Genomic DNA, 21,639 nt, shown 5'->3' on the forward strand with positions numbered 1-21,639 from the left:
GGGAGTAGCCGGAGATGAGCCATTTACAGGGGAATACAGAGGCGCCGTTGTACGCCGATTTGGTCATTGAACAAGGCGATGCGTCGCAGCCGTTCAGTTGGGGACGCGTGAACCGCTTCGCGATCGGCTTTGAAATCGCGGCGGGAGCCGGCGAGGGAGAATTGGTCAGCGCGGTTTCCTCCGCAATAGGCCGAGGGGTACGAATTTACGTGGGGTCGACGTCTGAGATGGAAGCGCTATCCTTGATTGCGGAGATGCATACGGACGCACGGACGGAGCCGCTTTCGCTGTCCATTCCATGGGCGCGTATCGGGGACGGACGTCACGACGTGCTGCTGCATGATGAGGGACATGCGGTTCGGCTGTACGTGGATGGCATTCTCGTCGACGAGGATTGGCCGATGGGAACCGTCGATTGGAGCGATGCAGCCGTTCGGGCGTATGCCGGCACTGCCAATATCATCCTAAGCAGGGATGCGGCAGCGCCCGAAGCTGAGGGTGCCGAACTTGAGGGGCAGGCGGAGCTTGCCGAACGCTATCTAGGCAAAGAGCCGGCAACGGTGCAGTACTGGCGTCCGCGCGGCATGCGAACGGGCGTCGGCGACTGCATGCCGTTCTTCGACGGCACGACGTTCCGGCTCTATTATCTCTACGACCGGCGCGGCCATGCCAGCAAGTGGGGGCTCGGCGCGCATCAATGGGGGCAAATCTCGACGAAGGATTTTATCCATTGGGAGCATCACCCCATCGCGGTGGGCATTACGGAAGAAGGAGAAGGATCGATCTGTACGGGCTCCGTCTTCTTGAAAGACGGGATCTATTACGCCTACTATGCCGTCCGGGCGGTCGACGGTTCGCCGGCACGCCTGACCTATGCAGTCAGCGAAGACGGTATCCGGTTCGCGAAGACAGATGCCGAGATCCGTCTGTCCGCGCGATTCACGCTTTCCTCGGTCCGCGACCCCCATGTGTTTCAAGATGCGGACGGGACGTACCATATGCTCGTGACGACGAGCCTTGTCGCGCCGGGCCTCGGCGGCGAAGTTAACCATCAGGGCTGCCTTGTCCATCTCGTATCGGACAATCTGACCGAATGGGAAGAGCGCGGACCGTTCATCGTTCCCGGCTATCACGACGAGCCGGAATGCTCGGATATCTTCGAGTGGAACGGCTGGTATTATCTCATCTTCAGCAATGACGGACTGGCGCGTTACCGGCATTCCCGCACGATGGCGGGGCCGTGGCTGCGGCCGGCGATGGACGTGCTCGACTGCGTGCAGTGGCGCGTTCCCAAGACGGCACCGTTCCCGGAAGATCGGCGCATCGCTGCAGGATTCTTGTCTTCGCCGGGCCAGTACGCCGGAGAGCTGGTCTTCCGCGAGCTGGTGCAGCATGCGGACGGCTCGCTCGGGCTGGCATTCGTGCCGGAGCTGAGAGAGGCGTCAGGTCCGGCGCTGTCGATCGATAGCTGCACGCTGGCTGACTTCAACGGATTCGTCTCGCGCAGCATCGGGGCGTTTCAGTCAGACTATGTGCTCGCGTTCGACGTCACCGCGCAGTATCCGAACATGTACTTCGGCTTCTCCGTTTCGGGAGCGGCAGGTTTCGCGGACGGTCACGACGTTCGTTTCGAACCGTCGGCCCGCAAGGTCGGCGTCCATCGTATCCGTGCGCGCTCGCTGCAGGAGGACGAATCGTCCTCCATCTATCACGTCGAGGGGCTGACGGAGAAGGTGTCCGTGGAGGCGGTCGTCAAGTCCGGCTGGATCGACCTGTGCGTCAACGGCAGCCGGACGCTGATCTCCAGAATCGACGGCGCAAACGGGCATCTTCATCTGCGCTTCTTCGCCCAATTCGGGTCGGCGGCGTTTGAAGGCGTGTCCGTACGGCCATTGGCTGTGGAGTAAATGGAGCGGTGCGATGGAGTCGTGGCGAGGAATAGCCGATGAGCGGCGATATGGAGCGACGGCACGCGGTGGCATAGGTACGGCACGCATGCGGCATGCCGCCGGACGGTCTTTACGTGATCTTCACGGAATAGGAGCTTTGGCGAATAGACAGCCATGTCCGGCATTTAGTAAACTATAGCCGTCGACTATCACATGCAATGGAGGTTGAGGAGTATGGGGAAAATCGCACTATTCGGCTTTGGCCGTATCGGAAGACAGATGCTTCGCGTCGCGCTGCAGGACAAGCTTTTCGTACCGGTTTCCATTTCGGATATTAAGGATGAAGGCACGTTGGCCGCCTTGTTCGAGGTGGATACCAACTATAAACGCTGGCCGGAGGCGGTATCCTCCCGGGAAGGCACGATGATCATCGGCGACCGCGAGATTGCGTACATCAATTCGTCCAAGGAAGTACCGGACTGGAACGCGCTTGGCGTCGATCTCGTCATCGATTGCACGGGCAGAGCCGTAACTCGTCCCGTTGCGCAGGTCCATCTGGACCGCGGCGCGAAACGCGTGCTGGTCAGCGGGCCGAGCAAGTCGCTTGAGGATTGCGATGCCGTGCTGCTGAAAGGCATCAACCTGGACAGCTTCGACCCGGACAAGCACCGCATCATCAGCATGGCGAGCTGCACGACCAACGCGCTGGCGCCGGTCGTTAAGCTGGTCAGAGAAAACTTCGGCATCAAGTACGGCCTGTTCTCCACCGTTCACTCCTACACCAATACGCAGTCGCTGACGGATCAGCCAATGAGAGATCGCCGCGATTCGTGGGCGGCGGCCGAGAATATTATTCCTTCTTCGTCCGGTGCGGCGAAGGCGCTCAAATTCATTTGGAACGACCTGCAGATTACGGGCAAAGCGTACCGCATCCCGACGCGCACCGGAAGCATCGCCGAGCTGAACCTGCTGACGGAGAAGCCGGTCACCGCCGAGCAGATCAACGATATGTTCCGCGCGGCTGCCAAGGAAGGCGAGCTGAAAGGCGTGCTGGACGTGCTGGAAGGCGAATGGGCGTCATCGCGAATCGTGGGCGACTCTCATTCCTCGATCATCGATCTGCCGCTGACTCAAGTGCAGGGCGAGCTGCTGTCCGTTGCGACCTGGTACGATAACGAATGGGGCTATGCCTCCCGCTTGGCCGAGGTTGCCGCTTTCTTGGCGAATTCATAATTACATCGCAGGGCCGGAGACCGCGTTCTCCATAACCCTGCGTATCGGCCGGAGCCGCTCGAGAGAGCGGCTCTTTCTTTTTGCCTGCTGCGGCCTGCCTGTAACGATGACAAAAAAAGCTTTCTTTAGGAGATGGAGTATGCGTTGGGCGGGTGGTACGATAGGCCTGACAATGAGCAGGAACCGGGAGGGTTTATAAATGGGCAAACGAATGGATTTTATCGCGCCGAAGGAAATCGCGTTTCATGAGGTGGAAGAGAAGCAGCTGGCGGCAGGCGAGGTCAGGCTGACGACGCTGTATTCGGGCATCAGCGCAGGCACGCAGCTGACGGCCTATCGCGGCATCAATCCGTTCGTGCATAAGCAATTCAACAACGAGCTGCGGGTTTTCGAACCGCGCACGGAGCCTTCATCTTCGCTGTACCCGGTTCATGGCGGCTGGGGCTATGAGGAGGTTGGCGTCGTTTCCGAAGTTGGGCCCGAGGTAACCGGTGTCAGTGAAGGAGATGTCGTATACGGCACATGGGGACATCGTTCTTCGCATGTCGTCACGGGGCAATTCGCCAAGGATCACCTGCTGCCGGCGGGACTCGACCCGGTCGCGGGCATCTATTCGCAAATGGGCGCTATCGCGCTGAACGCCATTCTGGATGCGGACATTCATCTCGGCGAAACGGTCGCCATCTTCGGGCAGGGAGTGCCCGGCCAGCTAGCGGCGCAATTGGCGCGGCTGAACGGATCGCGCGTGATCGTCGTCGATTTGGACGACTATCGGCTGGGTTTCTCCGAACGTCTGGGCGCGGATCATACGATCAATTCAAGCAGCTGCGACGTGGCCAAACGCATTAAGGAACTGACGCGGGGCATGGGCGCGGATATCGCGATCGAGTTCACCGGCGTTTCCGCGGCACTGCATGAGGCGATCCGTTGTCTCGCGTATAACGGCCGCGTCGTGACGGCCGGATTCTATCAAGAGGGCGCAACGCAGCTGTATCTAGGCGAGGAGTTTCATCACAACCGCGCGCAGCTCATCTGTTCGCAGATCAGCGGCATCAATCCGCAGCTCACGCACCGCTGGGACCGGCTTCGGATGGAGCGCACCGTCATGGAACTGGCGCAATCCGGCCGGTTGAAACTGACGGAGCTGATCACGCACCGCGTGCCGTTCGGGCAGGCGGCGGACGCGTACCGGATGCTGGATGCGCAGTCGGAGCCTGCTTTGCAAGTCGTGCTGCAGTTTTAAAGATCGTCCATGGAGCCTCCGGCGTTGTAGTGTGCCGGAGGTTTTGTTGGCGTTGTAGGATGCAGCAGAAAGGCTGACGGTGCGCAGCTTATGAGGCATGTCCGCACGTTCATGACGCGGAAGTTTGCTGTTGCAGGAGCAGCTCTTCTCGTGGTCACGTCGTCCGTGACGGCGTTGTCGCAGGAGCAGTGAATACGTCGTCCATGACGGCGGAGGCTGCCGCAGGAGCAGCGAACACATCGCCCGTGCCGGCGGAGGCAGCCGCAGGAGCAGCGAACACATCGTGCGTGACAGCGGAGGCTGTCGCTGGAGCAGCTTTGCAGGGGGATCAGCCCGCCCGCCGCCGGGAAGAAGCGTACGGGAATCCACCCGTATCGGACAGCTTTCCCTCACTCTGCCGATTGCGCGGTCTGTATAATGGGAGGGAAATGCGGAGTGCGGGACGCTTGCGGCCATTGGCCGAATTGGCGATGATCCGCCGCGCTGGATATGGCGGGCATGAAGAGTCGGTGACCGCTCGAATACGATGCAAGTACGAAGCAGGGATGAACATATAAGGGAGGAACCGAAAATGCATCCATTGAATGAACGAATCCGGCTCATTACGAGAGCCGACGATGCCGGAAGCGCAAGGACGGCGGACCGCGCCATCTTGGAGACGATCGAGCGCGGCATCGTCCGCAACGTCTCCGTCATGGCCGTCGGGCCGAGCATCGAGCATGCGGCTGAACTGCTGGCAAGCAAGCAAGAGGTCTGCTTCGGCATCCATGCGACGTTGAACGCGGAGTGGACCGATGTCCGCTGGGGACCGGCTGCTCCGGCGAGTTCCGTTCCATCGCTGGTCGAGCCCGGCAGCGGCATGTTCAAGCAGACGCCGCAAGCCTTCTTGCAGCATCCGCCGTCGGTGGAGGATGTGCTGACGGAATTGCAGGCGCAGCTTGAACGCGTCAGAAGCTTGGGCTTCACGATCGGCTACGCGGATCAGCACATGGTGTTCGAATGGGCCATGCCGCAAATCGCCGAGCCGTTCGACCGCTGGTGCGAGCGCGAAGGCATTCGCAACTTCCGTCGCTACGGCCAGCCGCTGCCGCAAGCGGCGAATGCGGACGGCGAAGTGCATGCGGACGGCGAAGTGCAGCAGCGCGATCCCGTCGCGGCATTCATCGCCCGGCTGGAAAGCGCTCCGCCTGGCCAATACCTCATCGTCGGCCATCCCGGCTATGACGATGCGGAAATGCGCCGGATGGGTTCCCCGGACTATCCGTCCGAACGGGTCGTATCGGACCGAATCAACGAGCGGCTGATCTATACGCATCCGGACGTGCTCGCCTGCTGCGAGCGGCTCGGCATCGTGCCGATTCGTTACGATGAAGCGCTGCTTCTTAAGGCATAGCGGAACGTTGTAAATGGCCGAGTGCAGGGCGTTGCGGAGGGAGCGGAGTGCGAACGGTTCTTGCGGACTAACCACACAAGCGATTGATTAATGGTTCAAACGATTAACGCGGCTAACGAATCGTACGCGTGCGAAGAAGCCCGCCGCCGGCGTTTGTACGAAAAATCGTACAAAGTAGCGTGCGATGAGGCCCGTCGCCGGGGTTTTGTACGAAAAATCGTACAAAGTAGCGTGCGATGAGGCCCGTCGCCGGCGTTTTGCACACTTCTTTTGACAGATCATTAGCGGGGTTAGTCTAGCTAGCGTTAGAGGCGCAGCGAGCAGCTCCGCCAACATTCGGCGACATTCCTATATAACGAGGTGCTACCGCATATGGAACTTAACGATAGAATAGATCAAGCCGTTCAACGAAGCGGCAACGGCATGCAGACGCAGACAGAGCAGCAGCCGCTGCTCTTAACGAAGGATTGGAAACCTTCCGCGGATTATCGGGTTTACGCCGGCGGCCGCGAAGTGAACGTCCACTGCAGCGAAGGCACGAGCTTCGCGATCATCGTCTGCCCGGCCGCGGAGGAGCTTGTCCTCGAAGTGGAATCGGCCGCCGCGTTCAGCCGCGCGGTCGTGCGCCCTTTGAGCACGGGCATTACGCCGTCCGCGGTCGGTTACAAGCTGCGTTTTGCCGTGCGCGCCGGACATAAGCTGAGCGTGGAGCTGGACGGCAGCGCGAAGCGTCCGCTGCTGCTGTTCGTGCAGGCCGAGGAAAGCGCGAAGCCGGATGCGAATGACCCGCGGGTTCACTACTACGCCGGCGGACGCGTATATGATGCCGGACGCATCGTGCTCCGCTCGAACGAGACGCTGTACATCGAGGAAGGCGCGGTCGTCCGCGGCACGGTCGTCGCCGAAGACGCGGCCGGCATTTCCGTCCGGGGCCGAGGCGTTCTGGACGGTTCCGGCTGGCGCGGCGTCCGAACGTCGGACGACGAGCGGCGCAACATGATCAGGCTCGTGAACTGCGAGCGGATCGCGCTTGAGGGCGTGACGGTGCTCGACGGCGACAGCTGGCATGTCCTGCCGATCGCCTGCCGGGATGTCGCGATCACGGATCTGAACATCATTACGTTCGAGGGAACCGGCGACGGCATCGACATCGTCGGCTGCGAAGACGTCACGGTGGCCGGCTGTTTCATCCGCTCGAACGACGATTGCATCGCGGTCAAGGCCGTCGGCTATTTCCATCCTGCCGGCTGCAAGGACGTCCGCAACGTGCATGTATCGGGCTGCGTCATGTGGAACGCGCCATGGGGCAACGCGCTCGAAATCGGCTACGAAACGAGCTGCGAGACGATCGAGAACATCGTGTTCGAGGATTGCGACATCATCCGCTGCGAATTCGAGGGCTGGCAGTCCGGCGGCACGTTCACGATCCATAACGGCGACCGCGCCGTCGTCCAGAACGTGCGCTACGACAATATTCGCATCGAGGATTCGCAGGAGAAGCTGGTCGATATCAAGGTGCTCCATTCCAAATATTCCAAGGACGAGGAGCGGGGCTTCGTCCGTAATATCCGCTTCAGCAACATCCACATCGTGGACGGTCCTTTTCCCGTATCCGTCATCCGCGGCTTCGACGAGGCCCATTTGATCGAGGACGTGTCGTTCACGAACCTCACCGCCTACGGGCAGCTGCTGCGCAGCGCGAACGAAGCGCGAATGGTCGTCGAGCTTGCGAGAGGGATTACGTTTGAATAAAGGCATTGCCCGTTCGGAAAACGCTGTTGACAAACTGTTCCATCGGGCGGAATATGAAGAGGGCTCCGCGGGCGACCGCGGGGCCCTAATCGATTTTAAAGAGGGTTGCGCGCTTGCGAAAACTTACGTTCCGATTAAACGACATTCTCTTGCTGCTCGTCGTGTTCGGCGGCTTCCTGATCTTCGGCTTCTCTGAAAATATCAAAGGACCCGCCATCCCCCGCATGCAGGCGGATTTCGGCTTGGACGAGGGGCAGCTCGGCATGCTGCTCGCGCTCAATTCGCTCGGTTATCTCGTGGCTTGTTCGTTCACGTCGGCTTTGTCGAGGCGCATCGGCATCAAGTGGACGGGCGTTGCGGCGTTCGGTTCGATGGCCGTCTCGGGCGTGCTCATGCACGCGGCATCCGGCTACGGATTTCTCTCGGCCTCATATTTCCTGATGTATATCGGCAACGGCATGCTGGAGATCGGGCTGGCGATTATGGCCGCCCGGATTTTCACCCGCAACACGGGGACGATGATGAACGTGGCGCATTTCTTCTACGGGCTGAGCTCGATCGTCGCCCCGCTGATCGCCGCCTCCATGATGGGCTGGCATGTACCCGGCGGCGGAACGCTGGGCTGGCGCGGGATGTACTTGATCATGCTTGCGCTGGCGGTGCTGCCGATCATTCCGTCGCTATGGGGCAAGTTCCCGGAAGAGGAGAAGCATGAATCGGGGGAGCAGACCTCGTACCGGGCGCTGATGCGCGATCCGATTGCCTGGCTGATCGTCGCGATCCTGTCGTTCGGCGTCGTCTCCGAGCTTGCGGTGGGGAGCTGGCTGGTCAACTTCCTGGAGAAAGCGTACGGCTGGAGCATGAGCGACGCGTCCGGCATGCTGTCCGCCTTCTTCCTCTTCTTCACGCTCGCCCGGCTGTTCCTCGGTCCGGTGACCGACCGTATCGGCTATACGCTGTCGGTGATGATTTTCGCTGCGTTCTCCGGGCTGTGCAGCCTGGCGGCGATCGCGATCGGCGAGCAGGGCGCGATTCTGTTTGCGATCGCGGGCGCAGGCATTGCGCCGATCTACCCGACGGTGATGGCGATGATCACGAAGCGCTATCCGCGGGGAACGGATACGGCGATCACGTTCACGGTTACGCTGATGGGCATTGCCAGCGTCATCGGAAATCTCTTCATCGGATTTGTCATTGATTTTGTCCGCGGCATATTCGAGGGAAGCGACGGCTCGGACCGGGGACGTATCCTTGGCCTGCAGGCCGGGTACGAGTTCATCGCCGCCATGGCGCTGCTCTGCTCAATCTGCTGCGTGGTGCTCTACGTGAAGCTGCGCAGGCGGGGCGAAGTGGTGTGAGCGATGCTTGCGCGGTTATTGGATCGGCCTATATAGACTATTCCAAAGGGATATTGGATCTCCGGCTTTTCACGGCTTAAGATGGTAATCAAATCCGTCAAGGCCTAGGAGGTTATCTAAAATGTCGATTTATACGTATGCAGTCAAAGGGAACGATCACGAACAGATTGCCATGTCCGAATACCGGGACAAGGTGCTGCTCATCGTCAATACGGCCAGCCGCTGCGGCTATTCGCGCCATTTCGCGGGTATTCAGAAGCTGTATGAAACCTACCGCGGGCAGGGTTTCGAAGTGCTGGGCTTCCCCTGCAATCAGTTCAATGCCAAGGAACCGGACGGGGATGCGTCCGTGCTGGCGTATTGCCGGGGCGAATTCGGCGTGACGTTTCCGCTTGCGGCGAAGACGGACGTAATCGGGCCGGACGCGCATCCGTTGTTTTCTTATTTAACGGCGCAGCTGCCGTTCGCGGGCTTTGATGCATCGACCGAGAACGGAAGGTGGATGCGGGATTTTCTGACGGAGAAATATCCGGACATCTATGCCGGCAACGGAGTCAAATGGAATTTCACCAAATTCCTCATCGACCGGGACGGGCGCCCGGCGGAAAGATTCGAAACGCCGGTCGAACCGGAGTCGTTGGCGCCGGCGATCGAGGCACTGCTGCGGCGTTAACGAATACCGCGGCGCTAAGGATGGCAGGGGACGACCGGCGATAGCGGTTCCCGTGTTCCTGATTGTTGGGCTTGACTATTGGTTCGGATCATAATAAACTCGGATTACAAATTACTGGAAGGAGTCGAGGCGCGATGAAAAGTTACAATTCTGCTGCAACCGCATATTTCGTTGCCTCGCTCATTCATCGGACGCGGGATTAAATCGTCGTATTTAATCCGTTATTTTGCGATGGATCGACCCGGGCAGCTTATTGCCCGGGTTTTTTGCCGTCTTTTTCCGCGATGCGGCCGTGCAGGCCCAATAAACATCCCACATAGAAGAGGTGTTCGATGAATACGATCCGTAATTTATTTCCCGAAGACATCGAGGAGCTGCGGCATCTGCTGCAAACCGTTTATCGGGCGATCTACTTGTATCAGCATGACCGTTCGGCTCGGCTTGAAGCATCCATGCGAGCAGCCATACAATCCTGCATGCCTTTCCTGGAACGGTTCAAACCGCATATTCCGGCGTATAAACAGCGTTATATCGAGCTGCTGAAGCAGCCGGACCGTATGGCCCCCTATGATTTGATCATCTGCTTCGACCGTGCGATCTATGAGCTTCATACGCGATTAAAGTCGGGCGAGATTGCCAATCGGCTGCCGTGGAGCAAGGAATTGCGCGATTTGTTGAACGAACGGCAGGAACCGGCGCCTGAGAGTACGGAAGGCGATGATGCGGCTGATACGGAGCGCGTCGATTTCTTAACGAGCGGGGTAGGAGCCTCGAGAGGGGAAGCGGCCGGAGTCGCGCGGGTGATTCTCGATTCTGTCGCGCTTGCGAAAGTCCAGCCTGGGGATATTCTAGTGACGCCGATGACGGATCCTTCGTTCCTTGAAGTCGCCGATCGAATCGCCGGATTGATTACGGACCGCGGCGGTCTGGTCTGCCATGCGGCTATACTTGCCAGGGAGTTCCGCTTGCCTTGCATCGTGGGCTGCCGGAACGCTACGCAGGTCATTCCTGACGGCGAGCCGATCATGATGGACACGACCGCCGGGATCGTCACGAGGATCGCCAAATGAGCATCGTACCCCTGCGCGAAGCCGCGGACCGGTCTCAATATGGCGGAAAAGCAGCCAGTTTATGTAACGCAATCGGGGCCGGGCTTCCTGTCCCGGAAGGATTGGCGGTTTCCTTTGCGACAGCTGAACGGATTGCAGCCGGTCAACCGGATGCCGCGAAGCAGCTGTTGTCCGCGCTGGCGACGATCAAGCTCCCCGTTGCCGTCCGCTCCTCCGCAGTGGCCGAGGATGGGGCAGAGAGCAGTTATGCGGGCATTTTCAAAACCGTCCTAAACGCCGCGGATGCCGATCAGGTCTTGTCTGCCGTCCAAGATGTCTGGTCCTCTGCATCTAGCGGACGAACAACCGCCTATAGCAGTGACGGCAATGGGGATCAACCTGCCAATCGGATGGCTGTGCTCGTGCAGCAAATGGCAGCCGCGGAAATCTCGGGCGTCCTGTTCACGCGTCATCCGGTGACGGGTGAAGATATCCGCTTCGTCGAGGCTGGATGGGGGCTAGGCGAGAGCGTTGCTGCGGGGAGAATTATTCCCGACCAGTACAGCTTTCGCCGCGGCCGGAGCGTTGGCGTTCATGCCAGCCTGGGGAGCAAGGAAACGGCTATTCGTCCGCTTCCGGACGGGGGGACCCGGGAGGAAGAGATTGCCGCGCCGGGCAGACAGACCTACTGTTTAGCTGCCGAACATTTGCTTGCGCTCGATGCATTGGCAAGCGCATGCGAGCGTTTATATGGTCCGGCTCTCGATATGGAGTGGGCATACTCAGGGGGCAAGCTGTTCTTGCTGCAATGCCGGCCGATCACGGTTTGATGCGCGAAGCATGCTGCTCCATGGCCGCCGCGTATTCGATTGTCACGATGATGCTTGCTTGCGGTATTCCCTCGGCGAGACGCCGTTCTTCCGCCTGAACAGTCCATTGAAATACGGCATGTCCTGGTAGCCGACGGCCGAAGCGATGTCGCTGATTTTGCGGTCGGTCGTGCGCAGCAGGCGGCAGGCTTCGTTGATGCGGACGTTCTGATGATAGGCTTTGAACGACATCCCGGTCTGCTTCAGGAACAGACGGTGGAACTGGCGCTCCCCGATGCCGGCGATGGCAGCCATTCCTTTGGCCGGGAGCTCCTGTTCGAAGCGGCTGTGGACGGCCGAGATCACCGTCTCGAGTCCGTTCGGCACAATGGCATTCGCGCCGGCGGCTTCGCTCTTGCCGTCCAAGCGGAAGAGATGCAGGAGCAGGCCGAGAACGCCTTGATAGAGCGCCGTTTCCCGGCCGGGCTGGTCGGAGAGATATTCGTAATGCAGCCGCTGGAACAAACGATGGAATTCGCCGTACGGATCACGGTACATGCGGTACCTGGGCGATTCCAACAAAGGCTGCAGCGTCGTCCCTCCGGGTATGGATCTCAGCAGCTGCAGGGCGGCATCGGGCGCAATGACGCAGTTATAGACGATGAGCGGGTGCTGCGGAGAGGTCGACGCAGGACGAAATACATGCGAGATGCCCACGGGCAGGAAGAAAATATCGCCATGCGCGACCGGGAACGCCTCTTCGCCGAGATGGTGCGTGCCCGCCCCTTCGCTGACGTAGACGATTTCGAGAAAATCATGGCGGTGCTCCGTAATGTTGTAGTCCTCGACGGACCGGTTCACATAGATCGGCAGCGCGGGATCGAAGAGGTCTTTCCCGGCAAGCATGAAGATCGATCGCTGGATCGTCATTGCCCGTTTCACCTCGGTTTATTTTGTCTGATTAACCCTTATTGAAAGTCTCATTACCCCACACTATTTCGCTTGTTTCCATCTTATACTGAGTGCAAGGAACGGACAAGCGACATGAAAATAGGAGTGTGGATAAACGATGGGTTTTATCTTGGAATCGCTTACTTGCGAATATCGTACGGAGCTGCTGGGAACGGATGTCAGGGCGCCGCGTTTTGGATGGAAGCTGCGATCGGACCGCAGAGGCACGCTGCAGACGGCTTACCAGCTTCAGGTTGCCGGAGCGGACGGCGATTACTCGGCGCCCGTCTGGGATTCGGGCCGCGTGCAGTCGGATGCGTCCATTCAAGTCGCGTATGCCGGGCCCGAGCTGCGTTCGCGGACGCGCTACCAAGCGCGGGTGAAAGCATGGGACAGTTTCGGCCGCGAGTCGGCCTGGAGCGCGTTCGTTTGGTGGGAGACGGCGTTCTTCGAGCCGGAGGAATGGCAGGCGAATTGGATTACCCCGGCGGCTTCGGCAATCGAATCGCAGGCGGAGCCGGCATTTATGTTGGCGAAACGTTTTGCCGTTAAGGCCGAAATCGTCTCTGCGCGCGTCTATGCGACGGCCGCGGGGGTTTACGAGCTGTTCGTGAACGGGGAGAAGGTCGGCGACGAGCTGCTTGCGCCGGGGTGGACGAGCTACCGCAGGCGGCAGCAATACCAAACGTACGACGTGACGGATCGACTGGCGGCAGGCGGCGTGAACGCAATCGGCGCCATGCTGGCGAACGGCTGGTACAAGGGACGTTTGGGCTGGGAGAAGGGCGTCAGGCTGTACGGCGAACGCCGAGCGTTGCTCTTGCAGCTGCACATCGTCTATGCCGACGGCACGGAGGAAATCGTATGCAGCGACGAGTCGTGGAAAGCGGCCGAAGGCGCGATTCGGCTGGCGGAATTGTATGACGGCGAGACGTATGACGCGAACTTGGAGCAGCCGGGCTGGAGCGCGCCATCGTTCGACGATTCGGCCTGGAGCGGGACGGAGCGTATCGATCTTCCGGTGACGCATCTGACTGCGCAGGAGCATCAGCCGATTCGCGTGATCGAAACCATCCGGCCGCAGCAGCTGATCCGTACGCCGAGAGGCGAAACCGTGCTCGATATGGGACAAAACATGGTCGGACGCATTCGGATGACGCTGGACGTTCCCGCCGGGACGACGCTTACGCTGAAGCACGCGGAAGTGCTCGACAAGGACGGCAATTTCTATATCGGGAACCTGCGTTCCGCGAAGCAGACGATCGTGTATACGGCATCGGGCGTTTCGGGCGAAACGTACGCGCCGACGTTCACGTTCATGGGCTTTCGCTATTTGAGCATCGAAGGGCTGCCGGACGGACAAGCCGATCGGCTGATGGAATCCGTCGTGGGCGAGGTCATTCATTCCGATATGGCGCCGACGGGCGAGTTCGACTGCTCAAGCGACATGGTCAACCAGCTGCAGCGCAACATTCTATGGGGCCAGCGGGGCAACTTCGTTGATGTGCCGACGGACTGCCCGCAGCGCGACGAGCGGCTCGGCTGGACGGGAGATGCGCAAGTATTCGTTCGGACGGCTGCGTTCAACTATGACGTGGCAAACTTCTTCACGAAATGGCTGCGCGACTTGAAGGCCGACCAGAATCCGAACGGCGGCGTGCCATTCGTGATCCCGAACGCGTTGAACGAGTCGGCGACGCCGCCTCCGCAAGAGGAAATTCCGTCTTCGGCCGCTTGGGGCGATGCCGCCGTCATCGTTCCGTGGACCATGTACCTCTGTTATGGGGATGTCCGGCTGCTGTCTCAGCAATATGAGAGCATGTGCGGGTGGGTGTCGTTCATTCGCAGCCAGGGAGAGAACGAGTATTTGTGGAATACCGGCTTCCATTTCGGCGATTGGCTGGGCCTTGATGCGAAGGAGAACAGCTACATTGGCGCAACGCCGCGCGATCTGATCGCCACGGCATTCTTCGCGTATTCGACCCGGCTGGTGCGGGAAACGGCGGTCGTGCTCGGCAAAGCGGCGGATGTGCGCAAATACAGCGAGCTGTACGACCGAATCAAAGCGGAGTTCCGACGCGAATTCATTACGCCGAACGGCCGTCTGGCTGCGCCGACGCAAACGGCGCATGTGCTGGCGTTGATGTTCGAGCTCGTCGAAGGCGACGCGAAGAAGCGGATTGCACGGGAGCTGAACGACCTTGTCGTGCACAACGAGTACCATCTGACGACAGGCTTCGTCGGTACGCCGTACCTGTGCTTCGCCTTATCGGATAACGGCTATCACGCGACGGCCGTGAAGCTGCTCATGCAGGAGACGTACCCGTCATGGCTCTATTCCGTTTCCAATGGCGCAACGACGATTTGGGAACATTGGGACGGCATCAAGCCGGACGGCTCGTTCTGGAGCGATGACATGAACTCTTACAACCACTACGCATACGGCGCGATCGGCGAGTGGATGTACCGGTACGTGGCCGGTCTCGACATGGACGAAACCGAAGCAGCGTACAAGAAAATCCTCATTCGGCCGCGTTTTGCGGAAGGCGCACTGACGCATGCCCGCGCCGCGCTGGAATCGCCGTACGGCCGGATCGAATCGGGCTGGTCGCAGGAAGCGGATGAAACGGTCGTGCGCATCGCGGTTCCGGCGAACGCGACGGCGGAAGTGATTCTGGACGGCGTCACTCTGGCGGAGCTGACGGAGGACGGGATCGCAGCCGAGTTTACCGATGGCGTGATCGGTGCGGAGGAAGTCGACGGCAGCGCCAGATTGACATTGGGCTCGGGCAGCTATGCGTTCCGCTATCCGGTGAAGCAAGCGGCGGAGCAGGAGCCGGTGCTGGCGTAGTACGAGATTGAACGGCGGTAAGCGGCAAGCCCCGAAGCGACCTATTGAGGCTGCTTCGGGGCTTGTTTGCCTTTAGCGTGTAAGACTGTTCATTATGGTGTTAACTATGAAGCGCGTAAAGGAGTTAATAGAGGGCTGACGGAAGGCATGGTCCGATTCTATTTGTTGTTTTTTCGCGAAAAAAAAGAGAAAATGGAGAAAAATCGGCCTTTTTCCCATGGAGGAATCATGAGTACATTAATAGACCGCACGCTGCTGAAGACGAAAATGCTCGCCCCCGCGGCCAGAGACGGTCTCGTACGCCGCGATCGGCTTCATCGGCTGCTGGAAGTCGGGCAGTCCGGACGGCTTACGGCCGTATGCGCCCCGGCAGGCTATGGCAAGACGACGCTGCTCGGCGAGTGGGTGCGGGGCATTTCCTGTCCGGCCGCTTGGCTGTCGCTGGACGAGCATGACAATGATCCCGCCAAGTTTTGGCGGTATGCCGTGCATGCGCTGGACGAAACGCTGCCGGAAGCGTCGCTCCCCCGGAGCATCCCGCTCGCCAAGGCGCTGCCGAACCTATCGATAGCGACGTTCCTCGATTCATTGATCAATGAGCTGTTTGCGCTGGACAAGCCGCTGCTGCTCGTATTGGACGACTACCATGCCATCGTTAACGACGAGATTCACCAAAGCTTGCTATATCTGCTGGAGTACCTGCCGCCGCAAGTGCACCTTATGATCGCAAGCCGTACGGAGCTTCCTTTTCCGACCGGGAAGTGGATCGCCAGGCAGGAGCGCGCGAACCTGTCGGTGCCCGAGCTTCGGTTCACGATGGATGAATTGGAGGCTTATCGTGCGGGAATGGCGGATATTCCGCTGTCCCGGCGGCAGCTGGACAAGCTGCTCGAGCGTACGGAAGGCTGGGTGACGGGATTGCAGCTGGCGTTCATTTCGCTGCGTTCGCAATCGAACCGCGAGCGGTTCATCGAGGAGTTTCAGGGACATAACCGGAATGTAGCGGATTTTCTGTTCGAGGAAGCATTCAGTCATTTGCCTGCGGACATCCGGGAGTTCTTGCTGATGACCTCGGTAGTGGACCGGCTGAACGCGGCGGTGGCCGATGCGGTCGCGGAGCGCATCGACGGGCGGCGCATGCTGGAGCGGGTGAACGAGCTGCAGCTCTTCCTCATTTCATTGGACGAGCAGGACGAGTGGTTCCGCTACCATCAATTGTTCGCGTCTTTCCTACGGGGAATGCTGAAGCGGGAAGACCCGGAAGGCTGGCTGCGGGCGAATCGGAGGGCGAGCGAAAGCTATGCTTCCTTGGGACTGCTCAGCGAGGCGATCGACCATGCAATCGCTGCGCGCGAGTTCCCGCTCGCGCGGACGCTGCTGGAGAAGCATATCGCGACCGTGTTCCGGCAAGGGGAGCTGTCCACGCTGCTGCGCTGGTTCGGCAGCCTGCCGGAGGATGACGAATGGCCGGCGGATATGAAGCTGCTGTACGCGTTAATCCTGGCAATCACCGGGCAGGCGGATGCTGCGGAAGAGCAGCTGGCGGCCGTGAAGCGCGGGCTTGCCCGGATCCAGGGCGAAGCGGATCGCCAGGAGGTGCAAAGCGGCATGCTGTTCGTGGAATCGAACGTGATCTTCTTCAGCGGCCGGTTCGAGCGGTGGCAATCGTTCGCGGAAGGCGCTTCGGCCGTTATGATGCCGGACAGCCGGATCTTTTACGACGTGAACTATAATTTGACGGAGCCGTTGGTCCGCCGGACGACCTTGGGTTTGAAAGGCATGCTCAATGCCCATACGGAAGCGATCGGGCTCGGGTTTCTGCGGGTGCTGGAAACGCACGGCTGGCAGGATTCCTTCATTGGCCTGTACGTCCGGCAATCGCTTGCCGAGGGGTATTACGAATGGAACCGGCTGGAGGAAAGCCGGACGTTCGCCCGCGGACTCGAGCCGATGGCCAACCGGATCGGACTTCCGGGTCTCTACGTGCCGCTGGCGATCCTGCGCTCGCGGCTGCTGCTTGCGGACCAGCAGCCGCAGCAGGCGCATGAAGCGATTGACCTGGCGATGGAAGCGGCGGAGAAGCATGAGGAAGCGCAATGGCTGTCCTATCTGCGCGCGAGCAAAGCCCGCGTCTACCTTGCGGAGGACCGCGTTGCCGAGGCGAAGAAGGAACTGGCGGCGCTAGGTTTGTCCGACAAGGACAAGCCTGCGTTTAACCGCGAATACGAATACTTGACGTTTGCGCGTCTGCTGCTTCGGCAGCGGAAGTTCTCGCCGGCCATCCGCCTGCTGGAATGGCTGAAGCCGCAGGCCGAGCGCGAGGCGCTGCTGTCCAGCGTGGTTGAAATTTCGATTCTTCGGGCGTTGGCGGAGCACGGACGCGGACAGCGTGCCGGCGCCCTGCAATGCTTGCGGGAAGCGCTGGCGATCGGGGAAGCGAACGCGTATGCTCGCAGCTTCCTGGACGAGGGATCGGCAGCGGCGGAATTGCTGCAAGCGTATGTGGCCGGCGAAGGCGCGCACGGTGCATACGCGGCATACGCCGGCAGGCTGCTGGCGGCGTTCCCGGCTGTGGCGCCCGCCGGCGAGACGAAGCTGTTCGGGCTCATCGAGCCGCTGCTCGAGAGCGAGCTGGCACTGATGAATTTGATCCGCCGCGGCGCATCCAACCAGGAAATCGCGAGCGAGTTAGCTTTGTCGATCGGGACGGTGAAGGTGTACTTGTCCCGCGTGTACAATAAGCTCGGCGTCTCCTCGCGGACGCAAGCGCTGAATAAGGTGGAGCAGCTCGGGCTGCTGGAAGAGCGCGCGTAGTCGCGGGATTGTCGGCGGGCTTCGTCTAACCAGTCAGTGAAAACCACCGAAGAGATGTACCCAGTACACTACATGAGCAGAATTCCAGTAGAAACCGCCCAAGCAGTGTACCCTATACACTACATGGCCGCTGAATACAACTCCAGTGAAAAAACGCGCTCTTTCCCTCAGCCGTGCAGAACGTAACAAGACCCGCCAGCTGGAAAGAAGCGCCTCGCCGGGAGGAACCCGAGGCCCAGAAGCAAGGCGCGAAACTAAAAAAAGAAACCCGACGCTGAAACGTCGGGTTTCTTTTTCATTTCTAAATATTCAACGCATCAAGCAGCGTATAGATCACCTTCACCGCTTCGGCACGTGTCAGCGTACCGTCTGGACGGAAAGAGTTGTCCGGGTAGCCGTTGATGATGCTCGCGGAGACGGATTGGCTTACTGCGCCGGCAGCCCATGCGGGGATGCTCGCCGCGTCGGTGAAGGCTTTGCCTTCGCCGGACGAAGCCGTACCGGCAGCATTCAGAACCCGCGCGGCCATAACGGCGATTTCCGCGCGCGTGATTTGCTGCGATGCACGGAACACAGAGTCGCCATGCTCGGAGAAGCCCGTTACGTAGCCTGCATCAGCGGCTGCTTTCACGGGTCCCTTTGCCCATGATGGGATAGAGCTGTCGTCGGCGAAGCTTGTTTCGCTTGAAGCGGTCTGCAGTCCGAGCGAGTCGGCAAGCAGCTTCACCCATTCTGCGCGCGTAACGGGTTGGTCCGGACGGAACTGCCCGTTCTCATAGCCTGAGACGACGCCCATGCCGATCAGCCGGTCGGCGTAAGATTTTGCCCACGATGTTTGGAGGTCCGCAAAGGTTTGAGGCACATAGCTGAACACTCCGAAGGTCGTAAAATGCTTCACGTTAACGGTAATGGTCTTTCCATTCGCGGTACCGCCGAGGAATACCCATTTCTTCAACGTTTCGTTGTAATAGTATACAGCCGGCTGGCTTCCTGGCGCAGCCGAATTCAGCGCGTAGTTAAACGTTAACTGTGCTGGCTTGCCGAATGTTTTGCCCGTGCTGCTCGTCATCTCCACAAGCGGGCTGAGCGCGTGGAGATTGCCGAGCGCTGGCTGCTTGTCTGTCGGAACGATGCGCGCGCCGATTGTTCCGCTAGCGGAGACTGCGCCTGCAGGCAGCTTGAAATCGATGACGTCCGTCAGGCTGCCTTCTGCGCCTTGGGCAGGATCGATGTCCACCGACACGGATGTCTCAGGAGTACCAGGCTGTTCGGTCGCAGGCGTTCCGGGCTGTTCGGTTGTCGGAGTACCAGGCTGGTCGGTTGTCGGACTCGCCGAGCGGGCCTTAATGGTAAGGGTGAACGTCTTGGAATCCGATGTTTCGCCGCGCGTGGCCGTCGCTTTAAGCGTTACGGACGCATTCGAGCTTCCGGCAGAAGGACGTACCACCTTGGCAATGCCATCTTCAATGGTGAATTTATTGGCTGGATCGGCCGTTTCTTCCCAAGTGATGGCCGTACCGTGCTCGCCTTCCGCAGGCAGCGGAATATTCGCGGTAACCGCGCTCGTATCGCCGAGCGACAGCGTGCCGAGCGTGTCGGCAACGGCTTGTTCGTCGCTGTATGCGGCAGTGTCAACGAAGATCGGGTTGGAATAGAACCATAGATCTTGATAATTGCGGTTGTTAATGTCGTTGAACCTTGCTGTCGCATCGGCCGTCGTCGTCTTCAGATCGATCAACGGATTGCCGTTTTCCGTTTCGCCCGGCACGTTCATGCCGAGATTCGTGCCTCTCAGGCGGAAATACTGATCTTTGCTGGCGCGCGGCAGATCGAAGGTGATGACGTTATAGCCGTCCGCGTCCGTCGTCCAGTCCTCGCTTGTAAAGGTAGCAACGACATGCGTGGAATCGTTCGTATCCTTGTCGTAGGCAGGCGTTCCCTTCACTGCCGGAGCCGTTACGTCGCCCGAAATCAGATCGATATGATCCACGACAGGCTTCATCTCTCCGGATATGCCGCTGTTGATCGGGTTCTCATAGTTATTCGTCTCCGGGCTTTTGAACTTGATTGTAACCGTAAGGTCGTCTCCCTCGGTTGCCTGCAGGCTCTCGCCCATTTCGGCGTCCGTGCCGTTGTCGCCGACATGGAAGTCCAGCGCGTTGATCAGATCGCCGAACACGGAGAACGATTTGCCCGAACGCATGCCGTCAAGGATGTCTTGGGTGGAGCGGCCGTCGGTCCAAATGTAGTTTTTCGCGTATTCGCCCGGCCAGTAGCCGCTCGAATTGCCGTCGATCGTCTTGAAATGGTAGTCGGAGTTAGCGAAATTCCAGAACTTGCGGCCTTCGCCGAGCAGGGAATCCCAGAGGCCGCCGACCTTCGCGACCATATAATCCGCGCCGCCGTAAGAACGGTACTTGTAGTTGTCGTTGGCTGTCGGGTTAGCGGGGTCGTACGACGTGTTGTACCCGCCGCGATCCGGCTCCATTTGGTTGCCGATCATGCCTTCCAAGCCGAATGCGACAGTCGGAGCCGTATTATTGAAGTCGCGGAAATCCGAAACCTTATATTTGCCCACCCCGCGGGAAGGGTGGTTGACGATAAAATAGCTGGTTTGCGGGTAGTTCTTCTGGAGCCAGTTAATAGCGGTCAAGCTATCCGCGTGCGTGCTGTACGCCCGGTCGTCCGTTTCTTCCCATTGCGCGACGTCTTGCGGATTGAACCAGGATGCATCTCGGTTCGTGAACAGGTATTCGAATTGGTTCGCGGCCTTCAGCGCTGCGTCGGAGCCGGGCTCGTCCGTCAGGATGCCGACCGAACCGTGTTCATGGGAAGGGATATCCCATTCAAAGCCGGAGAAAATGGTCTTGCCGGCATATTTGCCCTCGGCTTGCAGTGCCTTCGTCTTCGGAACTTGGTAATCGAGCAGCCCTTGCGACAGCGGAATAGGTCCGCTAGGGATAGCCGCGCCCGTGTCGTCTCGTCCGGAAGAGCGCAAATGATCGGCGAGCATGATGAAATCGTAGCCGTACTTCGTCAGGGCGTTATCCAGCACGGACTCAAGCGAGCTCTGGGCATCGTCCGACTCAAAGGTATGGGCATGAAATTCGCCGGTCAGCCATTGTCCCTGCGAAGCGCCGCTGCCGGACTCATCCTGCGAAGCCGCCGCTGCTTGAGGGATTTGGACGGAGAGACCTGACGATAGGATAATTGTCGCGAGTACAGCCGGAATGAGGATACGGGATTGCTTAATGGATTTCAAAACGTAATGCACCACCAGTCTATGAATGTGTTGCCCAAGATGTAGTAGGACAGGTTCATAGTACAAGTCTAATGTCATGCGGATGTTAGGATGCGGGGAAGTTTTGTTAACAGGGTATTAAATATTTGCGGAGATCCGGCAGTGCGTCACAGCTTTGCCTTAATAGAGCGTCCTCATGAGGCGGGACGTGAAATATGCAGTGTAACGGGGGGCGTTCCGGCAAAAGTAAAGCTCGCGGCAGGATGACAGAGCGGGGCTGTTAATGTACTTCGGCTGTTTGACATCCTGCGAAAAACATGAGTCTCTATTGCAAAAAAAGGGCCAGCGCTCAAGTTCAAGTGCCGGCCCTGCCCAACGAACTA

At 59.4% G+C, this 21,639-nt stretch carries 13 protein-coding genes; 11 read left to right on the plus strand and 2 right to left on the minus strand.

Annotated elements, in window-relative coordinates:
• Nucleotides 1–14: 14 nt before the first annotated feature.
• The 9 genes from GZH47_RS19535 to GZH47_RS19575 all read left to right on the plus strand — a co-directional run bounded on the left by GZH47_RS19535 (nucleotide 15) and on the right by GZH47_RS19575 (nucleotide 11,420).
• Nucleotides 15–1,907 (plus strand): glycoside hydrolase family protein, encoded by a 1,893-nt coding sequence (locus GZH47_RS19535; protein ID WP_162642621.1) that lies wholly within the window; start codon nucleotides 15–17, stop codon nucleotides 1,905–1,907.
• Between the two features lie 216 nt (nucleotides 1,908–2,123).
• Nucleotides 2,124–3,122, plus strand: a complete 999-nt coding sequence (locus tag GZH47_RS19540; protein ID WP_162642622.1) for a type I glyceraldehyde-3-phosphate dehydrogenase — start codon at nucleotides 2,124–2,126, stop codon at nucleotides 3,120–3,122.
• Between the two features lie 199 nt (nucleotides 3,123–3,321).
• Nucleotides 3,322–4,365, plus strand: coding sequence for a zinc-binding dehydrogenase (locus tag GZH47_RS19545; RefSeq protein ID WP_162642623.1), 1,044 nt, complete (start codon nucleotides 3,322–3,324; stop codon nucleotides 4,363–4,365).
• Nucleotides 4,366–4,936: 571 nt separating this feature from the next.
• Nucleotides 4,937–5,758, plus strand: a complete 822-nt coding sequence (locus GZH47_RS19550; RefSeq protein WP_162642624.1) for a ChbG/HpnK family deacetylase — start codon at nucleotides 4,937–4,939, stop codon at nucleotides 5,756–5,758.
• Nucleotides 5,759–6,130: 372 nt separating this feature from the next.
• Nucleotides 6,131–7,510, plus strand: a complete 1,380-nt coding sequence (locus GZH47_RS19555; protein ID WP_162642625.1) for a glycoside hydrolase family 28 protein — start codon at nucleotides 6,131–6,133, stop codon at nucleotides 7,508–7,510.
• 113 nt (nucleotides 7,511–7,623) lie between these two features.
• Nucleotides 7,624–8,868, plus strand: coding sequence for an MFS transporter (locus tag GZH47_RS19560; protein ID WP_192043527.1), 1,245 nt, complete (start codon nucleotides 7,624–7,626; stop codon nucleotides 8,866–8,868).
• Between the two features lie 121 nt (nucleotides 8,869–8,989).
• On the plus strand, nucleotides 8,990–9,541 hold the full coding sequence (locus GZH47_RS19565; RefSeq protein ID WP_162642626.1) for a glutathione peroxidase: 552 nt from the start codon (nucleotides 8,990–8,992) through the stop codon (nucleotides 9,539–9,541).
• A 332-nt stretch (nucleotides 9,542–9,873) separates the two neighbouring features.
• A complete protein-coding gene (locus tag GZH47_RS19570; protein ID WP_162642627.1) occupies nucleotides 9,874–10,611 on the plus strand; it encodes a PEP-utilizing enzyme in 738 nt (245 codons plus the stop codon).
• Nucleotides 10,608–11,420 carry a PEP/pyruvate-binding domain-containing protein gene (locus GZH47_RS19575; RefSeq protein ID WP_162642628.1) on the plus strand — a complete coding sequence of 271 codons (813 nt, stop codon included), beginning with the start codon at nucleotides 10,608–10,610 and terminating at the stop codon, nucleotides 11,418–11,420. The genes GZH47_RS19570 and GZH47_RS19575 overlap by 4 nt, the downstream gene beginning before the upstream one ends.
• Before the next feature lie 42 nt (nucleotides 11,421–11,462).
• Here the strand turns inward: GZH47_RS19575 and GZH47_RS19580 are convergent, their stop codons facing one another.
• Nucleotides 11,463–12,329 (minus strand): AraC family transcriptional regulator, encoded by an 867-nt coding sequence (locus GZH47_RS19580; protein ID WP_162642629.1) that lies wholly within the window; start codon nucleotides 12,327–12,329, stop codon nucleotides 11,463–11,465.
• A 139-nt stretch (nucleotides 12,330–12,468) separates the two neighbouring features.
• On the opposite strand from GZH47_RS19580, the gene GZH47_RS19585 reads away from it, so the two are divergent.
• Both GZH47_RS19585 and GZH47_RS19590 read left to right on the plus strand, forming a co-directional pair.
• Nucleotides 12,469–15,201: an alpha-L-rhamnosidase gene (locus GZH47_RS19585; protein WP_162642630.1), complete on the plus strand. Its 2,733-nt coding sequence runs from the start codon at nucleotides 12,469–12,471 to the stop codon at nucleotides 15,199–15,201.
• 228 nt (nucleotides 15,202–15,429) lie between these two features.
• The gene (locus tag GZH47_RS19590) at nucleotides 15,430–18,015 is read left to right on the plus strand and encodes a winged helix-turn-helix domain-containing protein (RefSeq protein WP_162642631.1); all 2,586 of its coding nucleotides are present in this window, start codon (nucleotides 15,430–15,432) and stop codon (nucleotides 18,013–18,015) included.
• A 301-nt stretch (nucleotides 18,016–18,316) separates the two neighbouring features.
• Here GZH47_RS19590 and GZH47_RS19595 read toward each other — a convergent pair whose 3' ends face one another.
• Nucleotides 18,317–21,277, minus strand: a complete 2,961-nt coding sequence (locus GZH47_RS19595; protein WP_225446134.1) for an S-layer homology domain-containing protein — start codon at nucleotides 21,275–21,277, stop codon at nucleotides 18,317–18,319.
• Nucleotides 21,278–21,639 lie beyond the last annotated feature (362 nt).

The sequence above is a fragment of the Paenibacillus rhizovicinus genome, assembly GCF_010365285.1.
GTDB lineage: Bacteria > Bacillota > Bacilli > Paenibacillales > Paenibacillaceae > Paenibacillus_Z > Paenibacillus_Z rhizovicinus.

Excerpts from the sequence above, each read along its gene's own strand:
- GZH47_RS19535 (WP_162642621.1), top strand. The coding sequence starts at position 15 with ATGAGCCATTTACAGGGGAATACAGAGGCGCCGTTGTACGCCGATTTG.
- GZH47_RS19540 (WP_162642622.1), top strand. The coding sequence starts at position 2,124 with ATGGGGAAAATCGCACTATTCGGCTTTGGCCGTATCGGAAGACAGATG.
- GZH47_RS19545 (WP_162642623.1), top strand. The coding sequence starts at position 3,322 with ATGGGCAAACGAATGGATTTTATCGCGCCGAAGGAAATCGCGTTTCAT.
- GZH47_RS19550 (WP_162642624.1), top strand. The coding sequence starts at position 4,937 with ATGCATCCATTGAATGAACGAATCCGGCTCATTACGAGAGCCGACGAT.
- GZH47_RS19555 (WP_162642625.1), top strand. The coding sequence starts at position 6,131 with ATGGAACTTAACGATAGAATAGATCAAGCCGTTCAACGAAGCGGCAAC.
- GZH47_RS19565 (WP_162642626.1), top strand. The coding sequence starts at position 8,990 with ATGTCGATTTATACGTATGCAGTCAAAGGGAACGATCACGAACAGATT.
- GZH47_RS19570 (WP_162642627.1), top strand. The coding sequence starts at position 9,874 with ATGAATACGATCCGTAATTTATTTCCCGAAGACATCGAGGAGCTGCGG.
- GZH47_RS19575 (WP_162642628.1), top strand. The coding sequence starts at position 10,608 with ATGAGCATCGTACCCCTGCGCGAAGCCGCGGACCGGTCTCAATATGGC.
- GZH47_RS19580 (WP_162642629.1), bottom strand. The coding sequence starts at position 12,329 with ATGACGATCCAGCGATCGATCTTCATGCTTGCCGGGAAAGACCTCTTC.
- GZH47_RS19585 (WP_162642630.1), top strand. The coding sequence starts at position 12,469 with ATGGGTTTTATCTTGGAATCGCTTACTTGCGAATATCGTACGGAGCTG.
- GZH47_RS19590 (WP_162642631.1), top strand. The coding sequence starts at position 15,430 with ATGAGTACATTAATAGACCGCACGCTGCTGAAGACGAAAATGCTCGCC.